The following is a 14,587-nucleotide window of genomic DNA, read 5'->3' as shown; positions in this document are numbered from 1 at the left end:
GGCGGGGGTCTCCGCCCGCGCGGGGTCATCCCGCGCCCAGCACGAGCAGCGTCCCGCCGAAGACGAGCCCGCTGACGAGGAAGGTGATGGCGGTGAAGCCGAAGATGTCGCGGACGCCCAGCCCGGCCACGGCCAGCAGCGGCACCGCCCAGAACGGCTGGACCAGGTTGGTCCACTGGTCGCCGTAGGCGATCGCCATCGTGATCACCGCGGGATCCACGCCGATCGAGTTGGCCGCGTCCAGGAAGATCGGTGCCTGCACGGCGAACTGACCGCCTCCGCTGGGGACGAACATGTTCAGCAGGCCGGCGGACAGGAAGGCCAGCACCCCGAGCGTGCCCGGGCCGGCCACGGTCGTGAAGAACCCGCTGAGCTGGGCGGCCAGCCCGGAGGCGGTCATCATGCCGATGATCCCGGCGTACAGCGGGTACTGGAGCAGCACCTCGCCCACGGTGCGCACCGCACCGCCGACGAGGTCACTGAGCTCCCGCGGGCCGCGCACCAGCAGCAGGATCGCGGCGAGGAAGCTCCAGTTCACGATGTCGAGGGTGAGGTCGAAGCCCTCCTGCACGAAGTACACGACGAGGTAGCCGAGCAGGGCGACGGCGGGCACCAGGGTGATCAGCCGCGAGGCCTCCAGCCGCTCGGCCGGCGTCGACGGCGGGGCGGGCGCGGCGTCCTCGTCCTCCTCCTCGACCATCCTGTCGGGCAGCTCGACGATCCGGTCGTCACCCTTGGGGGTCAGCAGCGCGACGGTGCCGAGGATCGCCGCGACCGTCACCGCGATCGCGATCAGGTTCCAGAGCGAGAAGACCGTCTCGGTGATCGGGATGGTCCGCCCGATCGCCTCCTCGACGAAGCTGCCGGGCGTGGCGGCGGCCAGCGGCCCGGTGGCGCTGTAGCCCATGTGCCAGACGACGAAGCCCGAGTAGGCGCTGGCGACCAGCAGCGGGTAGTGCAGCGGGGTGCCGCGACGGCGGGCGGCCCGCCCGACCTCGAGCGCGATGACGCCGCCCACCACCAGGCCGAGCCCGAAGCTGATGAGCGAGGCCAGGGACGCGATGAGGGCGACGAAGACGTAGGCCGCCCGGGGGCTTCGGGGGACCTCGGCGACGCGGACCAGGGCGGCCTTGACCTGCCGGGTGGTGGCGAGGGTGTAGCCGAGCAGCAGCACCAGGGCCACCTGCGTCATGAAGTCCAGCAGACCGGCCAGGCCGTCGCCCCAGGCCAGGGTCAGCTCGACGGGGCCGACGTCGCCGAAGATCAGGGCCAGCACGGCCACGATGACGCTCAGGACGACGGCGAACACGAAGGCCCCCGGCATGAACCGCTCCACGCCGGCGACCAGGGGACGGGACAGGGCCCTCAGCACAGTGCAGCTCCTTCCACCGGACCCCCCGCCGAGAAACAGGATCAAACGGACTTCATGCCCAAAGATGCGGCGGGCCAAGCCACCCGCGTCGAGCGGGGCCGGTGTCCCGGGAGGGGGTCGGGAGGAGTTCGCCGCGCGCGGTACCGGCTACGCGCGCCGGCGCCGCGCCACCTCGGCGAGGGCCACGCCGGCGGCGACGGAGGCGTTGAGCGACTCCACGTCGTCGGCCATGGGGATCGACACCGAGGCCGTGCAGGTCTCGCGCACCAGCCGCGACAGGCCCTTGCCCTCCGAGCCCACGACCACCACCAGCGGCCCGCGGGCGGCGTCGGGGCCGGCGACGTCGTCGAGGTGGTCGATGTCCGTGCCCGCCTCGCCGTCGAGCCCCACCGCGACCAGGCCCTCGTCCAGCCACGCCGACAGGGTGCGGCTGAGGTTGGTCGCGCGGCCGATCGGGATGCGCGCAGCGGCACCGGCCGAGGTCCGCCAGGCCACCGGCGTCACGCCGACCGAGCGGCGCAGGGGCAGCAGCACCCCGTGCGCGCCGAACGCCGCGGCCGAGCGGAGCACGGCGCCGAGGTTGCGGGGGTCGGTCACCCCGTCCAGGGCCACGAGCAGCGGCTCGACGCGCGCGAGGTGGGCGCGCTGCCGGGCCTCCTCGAGCAGGTCGTCGGGGTGCAGGTACTCGAACGCGGGCACCGACAGCGCGAGCCCCTGGTGCACGGCACCATCGGCCATCTTGTCGATGTCGCCGCGCGGCACCTCGAGCACCGAGATGCCGCGCTCCGAGGCGCTGCGGATCGACTCGCGGACCCGGTCGTCGACGTCGATGTTCTGCGCGACGTAGAGCGCGGTGGCGGGGCTGTGCGCGCGCAGGCTCTCGACGACGGGGTTGCGCCCGAGCACGGTCTGCGGGCCGTCGGGGTCCTCACGCCGTGGCGCGGTGCGTCGCGGCGCCGCCCGGTCCTCGCCCGCGGGGCGCCGGGGCGCGGAGGACGAGGACGCGCCGTCGCTGCGGAAGGCCTTGTGGTTGGGACGCTTCTCGGCGGGCGGGGTCGGGCCCCTGCCCTCGAGGCTGCGCTTGTTCTTGCCGCCGGAGCCCTTGGTCGGGCCCTTCTTCGTCCCGGGCTTGCGGCGCGCGCCGGGGCGCCGGGAGTTGCCGGCCATGGATCAGGCACCGTCCTTGAGCGTCCAGGTGGGGCCGTCGGCGGTGTCCTCGACGGCGATGCCCGCGGCGGTCAGCTCGTCGCGCAGGGCGTCCGCGCGGGCGAAGTCGCGCTCGGCGCGCGCCCGCTGGCGCTGCTCGAGCAGCGAGCCGACGAGCGCGGCCAGCGCCTGGCGCGCGGCGTCCGCGGCGCCCCCGCCGCCCGCGCCCTCGCCCCAGGTGTACGGGTCCAGGCCGAGGACCCCGGTCATCGCCCGCACCGCGCCCGCGGACGCGAGGGCCTGCGCGCGGTCGCCGGCGTCGAGAGCGGCGTTGCCGGCGCGCACGGTCTCGTGCACCTCGGCCAGCGCCGCGGGCGTCGCGACGTCGTCGTCCATCGCCGCGCCGAACGCGTCGCTGACGCGCCCCAGGTCCACGGCGCCGACGCGGTCGTGCACGCGGTGCACGAACGCCTCGATGCGCCGGTACGCGGCGGCCGCCTCGGCCAGCGCGTGCTCGGAGTACTCCAGCGTCGAGCGGTAGTGCGGCGCGACGAGGTAGTAGCGCAGCTCCACCGGGCGCACCCGCTCGAGCACCGCCGGGATCGTCAACGTGTTGCCCAGCGACTTCGACATCTTCGCCCCGGACATCGTCACCCAGGCGTTGTGCAGCCAGTACTCGGCGAACCCGTCGCCCGCCGCGCGCGACTGCGCGAGCTCGTTCTCGTGGTGCGGGAAGACGAGGTCGAGCCCGCCGCCGTGGATGTCGAACCGCGGGCCGAGGTAGCGCGTCGCCATCGCCGAGCACTCGAGGTGCCAGCCCGGCCGGCCGCGGCCCCAGGGCGTCGGCCAGTCCGGCTCGCCGGGCTTGGCGGCCTTCCACAGCGTGAAGTCGCGCGGGTCGCGCTTGCCGCGCGGGTCGGCACCCTCGCCCTGCTCCATCTCGTCGGGGCGCTGCCCGGACAGCTCCCCGTACGACGGCCAGGTGCCGACGGCGAAGTAGACGTCGCCGCCGGCCGCGTAGGCGTGCCCGCGCTCGATGAGGCGCTCGATGAGCTCGATCATCTCGGTGACGTGGCCGGTCGCGCGCGGCTCGATCGACGGCGGCAGGCAGCCCAGCGCGTCGTAGGCGTGCGCGAAGGCGCGCTCGTGCGTCGCCGCCCACTCCCACCACGGCCGGCCGGCGGCCTCGGCCTTGGCGAGGATCTTGTCGTCGATGTCGGTGACGTTGCGGACCAGCAGCACGTCGTACCCGGAGTGCGCGAGCCAGCGGCGCAGCACGTCGAAGTCGAGCCCCGAGCGCACGTGCCCCACGTGCGGCACGCCCTGGACGGTGGCCCCGCACACGTACATCGACGCCGTGCCGGCGCGCTGCGGGCGGAACTCCCGCAGCTCGCGTCGTGCGGTGTCGTACAGGTGCAGGCTCACCGCCCGGATCCTACGGAACGCGGGATCCCCGCCCGTCGACCCATGGGGACTGCGCCCACGACCCGACCGATCGATCGTTCGGTAACCCCCTTCCCAAGGTGTGAGGCGGCACATAGAGTCGCGCGCATCATTCGACGGTTTCGCAGCGCAAGGAGTGGTCAGCGTTGTCCATCACGTGCCGGACGTCCCTCGTCCGTCAGGCCCCCGGCAAGTACGAGACGGCGACGGTCCAGGTCGACGACCCGCGCCAGGACGAGATCCGGGTGAAGATGGTCGCGTCCGGTCTCTGCCACTCCGACGACCACATCGCCACCGGTGACATCCCGGTCGGCACCTACCCCTTCGCCGGCGGCCACGAGGGCGGCGGCATCGTGGAGTCGGTCGGCCCGAACACCTCCGGCTTCGAGGTGGGCGACAAGGTCGTCTTCTCGTTCCTGCCCGCCTGCGGCAAGTGCCGCTGGTGCGCCACCGGTCACTCGAACCTCTGCGACCTCGGCGCCGGGCTCCTCGCGGGCACCCGGTGGACCGACCCCTCGACCCGCCTGCACCTCGAGGACGGCAGCAACGTCGGCCAGATGTGCGGCATCTCGACCTTCTCCGAGTACACGACGGTCGCGGTCGACTCGGCGGTCAAGGTCGCGCCCGACACCAAGCTCGAGGTCGCCTGCCTGCTCGGCTGCTCGGTGGGCACCGGCTGGGGCACCGCGGTGAACACGGGCGAGGTCCGCCCCGGCGACACCGTGATCATCCAGGGCATCGGCGGCATCGGCGCCAACGCCGTGCAGGGCGCCGCCCACGCGGGCGCGGCCAACGTCATCGCCGTCGACCCGGTCGCGTTCAAACGCGAGAAGGCCCTCGAGCTCGGCGCCACCCACGCGGTGGAGTCGATGGAGGAGGCGACCGAGATCGCCAAGGGCTTCACGAACGGCCAGGGCGCCGACGTCGCGCTCGTGACCATCGGCGTCACCAAGCCCGAGCACGTGGGTGAGGCGTTCGCGTCCATCCGCAAGCAGGGCACGGTCGTCGTCACCGGCCTCGGCGACATCACCGAGATCGGGGTGCCGATCCCGATCGGCGAGCTGACCCTGTTCGAGAAGAAGCTGAAGGGCTCGCTGTTCGGTTCGTCGAACCCCCACGCCGACATCCCGAAGATGCTCGACCTCTACAACCACGGCCACCTCAAGCTCGACGAGCTCGTCACCAAGCAGTACAAGCTCGACGAGGTCGCCCAGGGCTACGAGGACATGCACGCCGGCAAGAACATCCGTGGCGTCCTGATCTTCGACTGAGGTATCGACACCCCGTGACGTACGGCTCCGCGGCCCCGGTGTCCACAGGGCCCGAGGGCGCAGCTCCGCTGCGCTCCGTGCACCAGGACGCCGGGGCCGCCCCCCGTCTGCCCTCCGCCGGGTCCCTCCCGGTCCGCGACATGATCGACGCCGCCCGCGCGCGGGTCGTCGGTCGTGTGCGCGAGTCCGAGGTCATCGCCGCGGCGCTCGCCGCCGGGCGCAGCGTGCTGCTCGAGGGCCCGCCCGGCACCGGCAAGACCACCCTGCTGCGCGCGCTCGCCGAGGGCGCCGGCGTCGGCCTCGAGCTGGTCGAGGGCAACGCCGAGCTCTCACCCGCACGCCTCGTCGGGCACCACGACCCCTCCCGCGTGCTCACCGAGGACTACCGGCCCGAGAACTTCGTGCCCGGCCCGCTCGTCCGCGCGCTGACCTCGGGCGCCCTGCTCTACGTCGAGGAGCTCAACCGGGTCCCCGAGGAGACGCTCAACGTGCTGCTCGGCGTGCTCTCCGAGCGGCGCCTGCACGTGCCGCGTCTCGGGATCGTCGACGCGGCGCCGAGCTTCCGGCTGGTCGCGGCGATGAACCCCTCCGACGCGGTCGGCACCGGGCGCATCACCCCCGCGCTCTACGACCGCTCGTGCCGCGTCGGGTTCGCGCACCAGAGCGTTGACGAGGAGACCGCGATCGTGCGGCGCGACCACGCCGTGGTGGACGCCGGGTTCGTCGAGCGCGCCGTCCGCGCCGCCCGGGCCACGCGCGAGCACCCCGACCTGCGGCTGGGGTCGTCGGTGCGCGGGGCGCTCGACCTCGTGGCCGTCGCGGCGTCGCTGGCCGAGCTGCGCGCGGTCGAGCTGTCCGCCCGCCTGGGTGCGGGCGCCGAGTCGACGGGCACCGACGCCGCGCTCGCCGCCTTGTCGGGACGCGTGCAGCTGCTCGAGGGATCGACGCGCACCGTCGAGGAGGTCGTCGCCGAGCTGTGGGCCGCGACCGCCCCGGTCGACGAGCAGCCCGGGGACGGTGGCGCGGGAAAAGCCTGAGCCCCGGCTCCCCGCCCGCACCGGAGCCGGGCCGGTCGCCCGGGGCTCCGCCGCGCGTGGTGTCCGATCCCCGCGGGGTCGCCGACCTGCTGCGCGACCAGGCCCGCCGCACCGAGACGCGGGCCGACCTGCAGCGGCGGCACGACGACCTCGAGCAGGTGACACCGACGGTCGGGGTGCTCGACGAGGCCGCGATGGCCGGCGCGTACGCCGAGGACCCGGACGCGGCGGTCGACCTGCTCGCCGACCTCGCGCGCACCACCGACCCGACGCTGCGGGCGAAGGCCCGGCGCCTGGCCGTGCGCCTGCTCGTGCCGCCGGCCCGGTCGGGGGAGACCCGGCGGCGCGGGTCGAGCCGGCTGGCGACCGTCGGCGGCGAGGGGCTCGACCTGGACCTCGACGCCACGCTCGAGCGCTCGCTCGCGCATCGCCCCATCCGGGCCGAGGACCTGCGCTGGCGGGGCTGGCGGTCGCCGGGGCGCGCGATCGTGCTGCTCGTGGACGCATCGGGGTCGGTGGCCGGCAAGCCGCTGACCACGGCGGTGACGACCGCCGGGGCGCTCGCGGCGGGCCTGCGCGGCGACGACGAGCTCGCGGTGATCGCGTTCTGGTCCCGCGCGGTCGTGCTGCGCCACCTGTGCTCCCCCGCGCCGCCCTCCGCGGTGCTCGACGCGCTGCTCGACCTGCGCGGCGGCTCGACCACCGACCTCGCGCTGGGGCTGCGCACCGCCCTCGCGCAGGCGGCCTCCGCGCGGGTCCCGCACGCCGACGTCCTCGTGCTCACCGACGGGGCGTGGAACGAGGGCGCGGACCCGGCGCCCGTCGCCGGCGCCGCCGGCGCGGCGCGGGTGCACACGCTGGTGACCGTCGACGACGAGGAGGCCCGGACCTCCTGCGCGCGCCTCGCCGCGGCCGGCGGCGGGCGGTCGGTGCCGCTGCACCGGCCCTCGGACGCTCCGGCGGCCGTGCGGGCGGTGCTGCGCTGAGGTCTCCCGGGCCGAGCCGGCCACGATGCTTCGGATAGGGAAGCATTCCCCTACGCCCCTGCGCGGCTGCCGGTGACGTCCCCGACGTGGTCCTCGAGCAACGCCGCCAGCTCCTGGCGCAGGCGGGCCCGGTCCAGGGGGTGGACCAGCACGCGCCGTCCCGACGCGTCGAGGCCCCACGCGACGCGACCGGCGGCGGTGTCGAGCACCGTGACGGTCCGGGCGGCGCGGCGCGCCACCCCGTCGGCGTCCCGCGCGGACACCCCGAAGGTCATCGCGCGGTCGGGGGTGCGGACCCAGAGGGACCGCAGCCGGTCGACCTGGTGCGCCGGCACCCCCGCCCGCCGTAGCCGCCGGCACCGCTCGTCGAGGGTCGACCCGCGTCCGAACAGGGCGTCGGCGGGCAGCGCCATGGGGACGCCGGGCGCCGGGCGCGCGTCGGGCAGGCGGGCGAGCAGGGAGCCGGCGAGGTCGTGCGGGTCCGCGGGCTCGACGAGCAGCAATCCGGCGTCGCGGCGCGCCACGAGCCCCAGCCCACCGCGGGCCGCGGCGAGCGCCGCACGCGGGTGGGTGCGGGGCACCTGGACGACGACGTCCACCTCACGGACCGGCCGGGCGAGCACGGCGAGCGCGTCCACCAGGGCGGGATGGGGCGCCCCACGGTGGTCGAGCAGCCCCTGCGAGCCGAGACGCCGCCACGCCGCGGCGTCGAGGGCGTCGCGCTCGGCGTAGGTGGCCCCGTGGTCGTGGACGTGGAGCGTCGCCGGCCGCTCGCCGAGCCCGAGGTGACGCCAGAGCGCGAGGTACTGGCCGACGTCGAGCCGGACCCCGGCGAAACGGCCGCCGAGCACCGTGGACGCGGTCACTCCCCGATCACCGGCGGCGCGGTCGCGGGCAGCCTGCCCGCGATGGCGTCGGGGTCGTCCTCGGTGAGGTAGTCGGGCCGGCGGTGCTGCCCGTAGGCGTCCTGGCGCCCGACCATCCCGGGCGGCGGGATCAACGGGACCGCGCCCCGGCTCTCGGCCGCGGCGCCCGCCGCCCGGGCCGCGGCCACCTCCGCGGCGGCACCGGAGCCGATGCCGGTCCGCGCGCCCGGCTCCCCGACCCCTCCGCCGAGCCCGCCCGCGCCGGCCCGGCCACCCGCGCCACCCCCGGCAGCACCACCGGCCGCGCCCTCGCCGGCGCCGAGCGCGGCCCCGGGCAGTCGTGACCCCCGGCCGCCGGCGGCCGGCCGATCGGCCCCGACCCCGCCCGGCGCACCCGGCGCCGACGGCGCCCGTCCCGCTCCCGTGGTGGGCCCTGCCGTCGCGCCGGTCGTCGCCCCCGTCGTGGGCCCCGTCGTGCTCGGCGGGACGCGGCCGACCGGGCCCGCACCCGGCACCGAGCCCACCGGCGGGATCGCCCCCGCTCCGGCGCCGCCCGCGTCCCCGGCACCGGGCACGGCTCCCGCACCACCGGCGCCGGGAACGCCCGCCCCGGCACCGGTCGGGCCGGGCGCGGCCGGCGCGGGGGCGGTACCCGCCGCGGTCGTCGACGAGGGCCCCGCCGGCGCGCCGGCCGCCCCGGGCACCCCGGCTCCCGCGCCGCCACCACCACCGGCACCGCCGGCACCACCACCGGCACCACCACCACCGGCCGCACCAGCACCGGCCGCACCAGCACCGCCCCCGGCGTCCGCCGGCAGGACGCCCGGCACCGCTGCTCCACCCGCCGCCGCACCCGCACCGCCCTGCGCTCCACCCTGGACTCCACCGGGTGCTCCGCCGCCTCCCGAGACGGCGCCACCGCCACCGACGCCACCGCCACCGGCGCTGCCACCGACTCCACCTACCGGGCCGGCGCCGTCGCCCCCGGGCGGGAGCACCGGCTGGATCTGGTTGCCGCCCGGTCCGGCGAACTGGGGCAGCGTCGTCATCTCGGGCCGGCTCGCGTCCTGGTAGGCGGTCATCGCCTCCTGCGCCGCGGTCTCCGCACGCTGCTGCTGGGCCATCTGGTAGACGGCGTCGGCGCCGCCGAGGGGCACCGACAGGGCTCCGCCGGCCATCGGCGGCACCGTGCCCAGGAGGGACGAGCCGTCGAGGAAACCCTCGACGCCGGCCTGCTGCCAGGAGGAGAACCGGGGCGGCGGCACCGCGTTCCTGACGGTCGCGAGACGGTCCGCCTGGTTCGCGCCGGCACCGTTGACCACCTCGGCCAGCCCCCGGGCGTTGTCGACCCACGGACCGAGCGGCTGGAGGGCCTTCTGCGCTCCCAGGGCGGCGTCGCCCTGCCACGTGGCGCCGAGGGTGGCGTTGGCGCGCTCGACCGAGTCGGTGACGGCGACCATGCGGGCGGCGAGGCGCTGCCAGGCCGTCCCGGCCTCGCGGAACCCGTCCCCCGCGCCCTGCAGCGCGTCGTGGATCGCCTGGTGGGAGAACGCGGACCAGTTGGTCGTGAACACCCGCCCACCTCCCCTCACGCGGAGGGTAGGTCGGCCCTCACGGCCGCGGGTCCGGTTCGGGGAAAGTCAGGCAGGGACGATCATCGCCGTCGCCACGGCGGCGAGGCCCTCGCCGCGGCCGGTGAGGCCCAGGCCGTCGGACGTGGTGCCCGATACCGCCACCGGTCCCCCCAACGCCTCGGAGAGCACGGCCTGCGCCTCGGCCCGCCGGGGACCGATCTTCGGCGCGTTGCCGATCACCTGGACCGCCGCGTTGCCCAGCGCCCAGCCCTCGACCGCGACGAGCGCGCGGACCTCGGTGAGCAACCGCACCCCGGACGCACCGAACCACTCCGGCCTCCCCGTCCCGAACACCGCGCCGACGTCGCCGAGCCCCGCGGCCGACAGCACCGCATCGCACAGCGCGTGGGCGGCGACGTCGCCGTCGGAATGCCCGGCGCAGCCGTCGACGCCCTCCCACAGCAGCCCCGCGACCCAGCACGGCACGCCGGGTCGCACGGGGTGCACGTCGGTGCCGACGCCGACCCGACCGGTCATGCCGGGCCCGCCGTGACGAGCGCCTCGGCCATGGCGAGGTCGAGCGGGGTCGTCACCTTGAAGGCCCGGGGATCGCCGGGGACCGTGACGACGGTGACGCCGATGTCCTCGGCCAGCCCCGCGTCGTCGGTCGCCGCGACGGGCTCGCCGGCCCCGCGGCGGACCCGGGCCTGCTCGTGGGCCGCGCGGAGCGTCGCCGCGGCGAAGCCCTGCGGGGTCTGCACGGCGGCGAGCCCGCTGCGGTCGACCGTGGCCGTGACCTGTCCGCCCGGGCCCGTGCGCTTGAGGGTGTCGGCGACGGCGGTCGCCGGCACCACCGCCCGGTGGCCCGACCGCACCGCCTCGACCACCGCGCGCACCACCGCCGGCGGGCAGAGGCAGCGCGCGGCGTCGTGCACGACCACGACCTCGGTGGTGGCGGGCAGCATGTCCAGTGCCGCCGCGACCGAGCCGACGCGGTCGTCCGCGCCCGTCACGACCGTCGCCCTCCGGTGGTCGAGCGCCTCGCGCACCGCGTCCTCGTCACCGGGTGGCGCGGCCACCACGACGACGTCCACGCCGCCCTCGATCAGCCCGTCGACGGCGCGCGCCACCAGCGTCTGTCCACCCACGACGGCGAGGGCCTTCGGGCGTCCCAGGCCGAGCCGCTCGCCACGTCCCGCGGCGGGGACGATCGCGGCGACGGTCACCGCGCCTCCGCGGCCGCCACGTCGCGACGCTCTCTCAGGAAGCCAGCACCTGGTCGAGCAGCGACTCGGCGGCCACCTCGTCGGTGCCCTCGGCGAGGGCCAGCTCGCTCACCAGGATCTGGCGCGCCTTGGCCAGCATCCGCTTCTCGCCCGCGGACAGACCGCGGTCCTTCTCGCGGCGCCACAGGTCGCGGACGACCTCGGCCACCTTGTTCACGTCGCCGGACGCGAGCTTCTCGAGGTTCGCCTTGTACCGGCGCGACCAGTTGGTCGGCTCCTCGGTGTGCGGCGCGCGCAGCACCTCGAACACCCGATCCAGACCCTCCTGGCCCACCACGTCGCGGACGCCGACGATCTCGGCGTTGTCCGCGGGGACCCGGACGGTCAGGTCGCCCTGAGCAACCTTGAGAACGAGGTACTTCTTCTCCTCGCCCTTGATCGTCCTGGTCTCGATGGCCTCGATGAGTGCGGCACCGTGGTGCGGGTAGACGACGGTCTCGCCGACCTTGAAAACCATGTGTCCCGAGCCCCTTTCGCTCCTCCCAGATTAACACGTCCGACGCACGGGCATTGCAGGGGATTGCGCCGTCTTCGCAGGTCAGGGACTTGACAAGTCGGCGGGGGCCGTGCTCGTCCAGGTCGCGGCCGCGCCCGGACGGCCGGGGAGCCGCGCTGGTACTAGGGTGTCGCTGCCCGAGGAGAGCCCGCCCCGCCACCGAGAGGACGCCCCGGATCATGAGCCGCCGCCCGCACGGGCCCCGACCGGCGCTCGTCGTCGCGACCCTGCTGACCGCGGCCCTCGCCCTCGCGGGCTGCAGCGCCGGCACCGTGACCCAGACCGACACCATCGTCTCGCAGGCGGCGGGCACGCAGGGGAGCGTCGGGCCGATGGTCCTGCAGGACGTCTCCATCGACTCCGGACCCGCCGAGACGGTGCCCTCGGGCGTCGAGGTGCCGCTGCGCGGCACGATCATCAACGAGGGCGCCGAGCCCGACCGGCTGGTCGCGGTCTCGTCGCCGTACGCGGTCGGCTCCCGGATCGAGGGCGGCACCGTGGTCCCGGGCGAGAATGCCCTGCGCATCGTGGGCGCCGACCCGGCTCCGCTCTCCCCGCCGAACATCGACCTGCGCCTGCCCGGCTCGGCGCGCGTGGTGCTCACCGGCGTCACGCAGCAGCTGCGTGCCGGCCCCACGTACGCGGTCACGTTCACCTTCGAGCGCGCGGGCTCGGTGACGCTGCCCGTCATCGTCGTCGGGTCGGGGCCCTCGGAAGGCTGACCCGGCCCTCGGGCCCGGCGCTGTCGGGGGCCCGGCCTACGGTGCCGGCATGCCCCGCACCCGCACCGCCCGCTTCGAGTGCACCGCCTGCGGCCACGCCGCCGCGAAGTGGGTCGGACGCTGCCCGGACTGCGGTGGATGGGGCACCGTCGAGGAGGCCCCGGATCTCCCGGTGGCCGGACGCGGCGGACGCGCCGGGGTGCCGCCGGCGCCGGCCGCCCGTCCCTCCAGCCCGGTACGGCTGATCAGCGAGGTCGACCTCGAGACCGCCACGGCGCGACCGACCGGCGTGGGCGAGCTCGACCGCGTGCTCGGTGGCGGCCTGGTGCCCGGCGTGGTCGTGCTCCTCGCGGGTGAGCCGGGCGTGGGCAAGTCCACGCTGCTGCTGGAGGTCGCGGCGCGCCGGGCACGCGACGGCGCGACGGTGCTCTACGTCACGGGCGAGGAGTCGGCGGGCCAGGTCCGGCTGCGTGCCGAGCGCACCGGCGGCCTCGCGCCGCACCTGTTCCTCTCCGCCACCGCCGACCTCGAGGAGGTCGCCGCGCACGTCGAGGCGGTCGACCCCGAGCTGCTCGTCGTCGACTCGGTGCAGACGGTCGGCACGGCCACCGTGGACGGCACCCCCGGCGGCGTCTCGCAGGTCCGCGCGGTCACCACGGCGCTGGTGGCGCTGGCCAAGCAGCGCGACCTGCCCGTGGTCCTCATCGGCCACGTCACCAAGGACGGCGCGATCGCCGGTCCGCGCACGCTGGAGCACCTCGTCGACGTGGTGCTCTCGTTCGAGGGCGAGCGCCACTCCGCCCTGCGGCTGGTGCGCGGGCTGAAGAACCGGTTCGGCGCCGCCGACGAGGTGGGGTGCTTCGAGATGCACGAGGCCGGCATCGCCGAGGTCACCGACCCGTCGGGCCTGTTCACGGGAGGGCTGGAGCGCACCGTCGCGGGGCAGGCGGTGACGGTGACGATGGAGGGCAAGCGGCCGTTGATGGCCGAGGTCCAGGCGCTCGTCGCGCGACGCGGGTCGGAGAACGCCCCACCGCGCCGGGTCGTGTCCGACCTCGACGCCGGGCGGGTCGCGGTCATCCTCGCGGTGCTGCAGGAGCGCTGCGGCCTGCGGCTGTACGACCGCGACGTCTTCGTCGCCACGGTCGGCGGGATGCGCCTGGGCGAGCCCGCGGCCGACCTGGCCATCGCCGTCGCGATCGCCTCGGCCTACCACGACATGGCCGTCCGGTCCGGGTTCGTCGCCCTCGGCGAGGTGGGGCTCGGGGGCGAGGTCCGCCGCGTCGTGGGGCTCGAGCGCCGCCTCGCCGAGGCGGGCCGGCTGGGCATCAGCCGGGCGATCGTCCCGCCCGGCGACGCGCGCTCGTCGAAGGGCCTCGTCGCGGTGGAGGTCGACGACCTCGCGGGGGCGCTCCTGCGGGTCGGCCTGTCGCCCGCACAGCGGTGAGGGTCAGCCGGTCAACGTGAACGACACCGGTTCGCTCATGATCCCGTCGAGGCGGGCCAGGAGCTGGTAGGTACCCGGCGGCACGGTGGTGCGCTCCCCCGCGCAGCCGGGCGTGGACGTGCGCCCCGACCAGCGCACCGAGAACACCGCGTCCTCGCCGGGTCGCAGCGTGCGGACGTCGTCGGTGTCGCCGGGTGAGCAGTCGTTGCTGCCCCACAGGCCGTCGCCGGGGCGGCGGACGACGGCGACGGCCTGCCGGGCCGCGTCGAGGTCGCGGACGCAGGGCGCGTCGCCGGTGTTCGTCACCACGAGGCTGAGCACCGGCTTCCGGCCGGCCGGATAGCTCTGCGCGTCGGTGCGGGCGGTGACCCGTAGGTCGTCGTCGGCGCAGGGTCCGGGCGCGGGCGCCCCGGTGGACTCGGAGATCTCCGAGGTCGCGGGAAGCGGTGTCGAGGGCGGCGGGGTCGAGAGCGGGGTCGAGGGCGGCGCCTCGGTCGGGATCGTCTCGGGCGCCGTCGTGGTCGGGGTCGCCAGCAGCGGGCCCGACGAGCCCGTCGGCACGCCCGGGGGCAGGAAGCCCTGGAAGCCCTCCCCGCCCGGGGGCGCGAAGAGCGCGGCCCCGGGGGTCGGAGCGGGGGTCGGAGCGGGGGCCGGAGCGTCCCCGGGCGCGAGCAGCGGTGCCGGGCTCGCCGGGGGCAGGGCCGCCTCCACGGGGCCGGGGCCGTCGGCCGGCGACGCGTCCGTCATCGCCGCCGCCCGGGCACGGGCCTCGACGGTGGCCGGCTCGGGCTCGCCGATCCCGCCCGAACCCCCGGCCAGGCCCCAGACCAACCCGCCGAGCACGGCCAGGGCGAGACCGAGCGCCACACACCGCCGTCGCCAGTAGACCGACGGCGCGAGCGGTCCGACCGGCTCCCACACATCACGCAAAGTAGGTTCGC

14 protein-coding genes are annotated in these 14,587 nt (G+C 76.0%); 5 read left to right on the top strand and 9 right to left on the bottom strand.

Annotation, left to right across the window (positions count from 1 at the left end; all coding sequences use genetic code 11):
- Positions 1 to 25: 25 nt before the first annotated feature.
- The 3 genes from C8D89_RS05640 to cysS form a co-directional block, all read right to left on the bottom strand.
- Complete coding sequence (locus C8D89_RS05640) at positions 26 to 1,372, bottom strand: short-chain fatty acid transporter (RefSeq protein ID WP_116707113.1); 1,347 nt, start codon at positions 1,370 to 1,372, stop codon at positions 26 to 28.
- Positions 1,373 to 1,519: 147 nt separating this feature from the next.
- Positions 1,520 to 2,539: a 23S rRNA (guanosine(2251)-2'-O)-methyltransferase RlmB gene (gene rlmB / locus C8D89_RS05635; RefSeq protein ID WP_116707112.1), complete on the bottom strand. Its 1,020-nt coding sequence runs from the start codon at positions 2,537 to 2,539 to the stop codon at positions 1,520 to 1,522.
- A gap of 3 nt (positions 2,540 to 2,542) precedes the next feature.
- Entirely contained in the window at positions 2,543 to 3,943 is a 1,401-nt protein-coding gene (cysS, locus tag C8D89_RS05630) for a cysteine--tRNA ligase (protein ID WP_116707111.1), read from the bottom strand.
- A gap of 164 nt (positions 3,944 to 4,107) precedes the next feature.
- On the opposite strand from cysS, the gene C8D89_RS05625 reads away from it, so the two are divergent.
- Genes C8D89_RS05625 through C8D89_RS05615 form a run of 3 tightly spaced genes read left to right on the top strand, consistent with a single transcriptional unit; the run spans position 4,108 to position 7,255 of the window.
- Positions 4,108 to 5,232 (top strand): NDMA-dependent alcohol dehydrogenase, encoded by a 1,125-nt coding sequence (locus C8D89_RS05625; protein WP_207787077.1) that lies wholly within the window; start codon positions 4,108 to 4,110, stop codon positions 5,230 to 5,232.
- A 14-nt stretch (positions 5,233 to 5,246) separates the two neighbouring features.
- Complete coding sequence (locus C8D89_RS05620) at positions 5,247 to 6,269, top strand: AAA family ATPase (protein WP_243417876.1); 1,023 nt, start codon at positions 5,247 to 5,249, stop codon at positions 6,267 to 6,269.
- 59 nt (positions 6,270 to 6,328) lie between these two features.
- On the top strand, positions 6,329 to 7,255 hold the full coding sequence (locus tag C8D89_RS05615) for a vWA domain-containing protein (protein ID WP_207787076.1): 927 nt from the start codon (positions 6,329 to 6,331) through the stop codon (positions 7,253 to 7,255).
- A 50-nt stretch (positions 7,256 to 7,305) separates the two neighbouring features.
- Here C8D89_RS05615 and C8D89_RS05610 read toward each other — a convergent pair whose 3' ends face one another.
- The 5 genes from C8D89_RS05610 to C8D89_RS05590 all read right to left on the bottom strand — a co-directional run bounded on the left by C8D89_RS05610 (position 7,306) and on the right by C8D89_RS05590 (position 11,438).
- The gene (locus C8D89_RS05610) at positions 7,306 to 8,121 is read right to left on the bottom strand and encodes an ESX secretion-associated protein EspG (protein WP_116707110.1); all 816 of its coding nucleotides are present in this window, start codon (positions 8,119 to 8,121) and stop codon (positions 7,306 to 7,308) included.
- The gene (locus tag C8D89_RS05605) at positions 8,118 to 9,695 is read right to left on the bottom strand and encodes a hypothetical protein (protein WP_116707109.1); all 1,578 of its coding nucleotides are present in this window, start codon (positions 9,693 to 9,695) and stop codon (positions 8,118 to 8,120) included. The genes C8D89_RS05610 and C8D89_RS05605 overlap by 4 nt, the downstream gene beginning before the upstream one ends.
- A 66-nt stretch (positions 9,696 to 9,761) precedes the next feature.
- Positions 9,762 to 10,232, bottom strand: coding sequence for a 2-C-methyl-D-erythritol 2,4-cyclodiphosphate synthase (ispF, locus tag C8D89_RS05600; RefSeq protein ID WP_116707108.1), 471 nt, complete (start codon positions 10,230 to 10,232; stop codon positions 9,762 to 9,764).
- Complete coding sequence (gene ispD, locus C8D89_RS05595; RefSeq protein ID WP_116707107.1) at positions 10,229 to 10,921, bottom strand: 2-C-methyl-D-erythritol 4-phosphate cytidylyltransferase; 693 nt, start codon at positions 10,919 to 10,921, stop codon at positions 10,229 to 10,231. The genes ispF and ispD overlap by 4 nt, the downstream gene beginning before the upstream one ends.
- A 34-nt stretch (positions 10,922 to 10,955) precedes the next feature.
- A complete protein-coding gene (locus C8D89_RS05590; protein WP_116707106.1) occupies positions 10,956 to 11,438 on the bottom strand; it encodes a CarD family transcriptional regulator in 483 nt (160 codons plus the stop codon).
- Between the two features lie 218 nt (positions 11,439 to 11,656).
- On the opposite strand from C8D89_RS05590, the gene C8D89_RS05585 reads away from it, so the two are divergent.
- Together C8D89_RS05585 and radA are read left to right on the top strand one after the other, a co-directional pair.
- Positions 11,657 to 12,199 carry a copper chaperone PCu(A)C domain-containing protein gene (locus C8D89_RS05585; protein ID WP_116707105.1) on the top strand — a complete coding sequence of 181 codons (543 nt, stop codon included), beginning with the start codon at positions 11,657 to 11,659 and terminating at the stop codon, positions 12,197 to 12,199.
- A 49-nt stretch (positions 12,200 to 12,248) separates the two neighbouring features.
- Entirely contained in the window at positions 12,249 to 13,646 is a 1,398-nt protein-coding gene (gene radA / locus C8D89_RS05580; RefSeq protein ID WP_116707104.1) for a DNA repair protein RadA, read from the top strand.
- Between the two features lie 3 nt (positions 13,647 to 13,649).
- Here radA and C8D89_RS05575 read toward each other — a convergent pair whose 3' ends face one another.
- Positions 13,650 to 14,567: a DUF4232 domain-containing protein gene (locus C8D89_RS05575; RefSeq protein WP_133251823.1), complete on the bottom strand. Its 918-nt coding sequence runs from the start codon at positions 14,565 to 14,567 to the stop codon at positions 13,650 to 13,652.
- Positions 14,568 to 14,587 lie beyond the last annotated feature (20 nt).

It is taken from the genome of Actinomycetospora cinnamomea, assembly GCF_003096675.1.
Lineage (GTDB): Bacteria > Actinomycetota > Actinomycetes > Mycobacteriales > Pseudonocardiaceae > Actinomycetospora > Actinomycetospora cinnamomea.
Note: the sequence above shows the minus strand (reverse complement) of the source record. Positions and strands in the feature narration are given on the sequence as shown.

Bases quoted from the DNA above. Each gene is read 5' to 3' on its own strand.
- rlmB (WP_116707112.1), bottom strand. From the start codon at position 2,539: ATGGCCGGCAACTCCCGGCGCCCCGGCGCGCGCCGCAAGCCCGGGACG.
- ispF (WP_116707108.1), bottom strand. From the start codon at position 10,232: ATGACCGGTCGGGTCGGCGTCGGCACCGACGTGCACCCCGTGCGACCC.
- C8D89_RS05590 (WP_116707106.1), bottom strand. From the start codon at position 11,438: ATGGTTTTCAAGGTCGGCGAGACCGTCGTCTACCCGCACCACGGTGCC.
- C8D89_RS05585 (WP_116707105.1), top strand. From the start codon at position 11,657: ATGAGCCGCCGCCCGCACGGGCCCCGACCGGCGCTCGTCGTCGCGACC.
- radA (WP_116707104.1), top strand. From the start codon at position 12,249: ATGCCCCGCACCCGCACCGCCCGCTTCGAGTGCACCGCCTGCGGCCAC.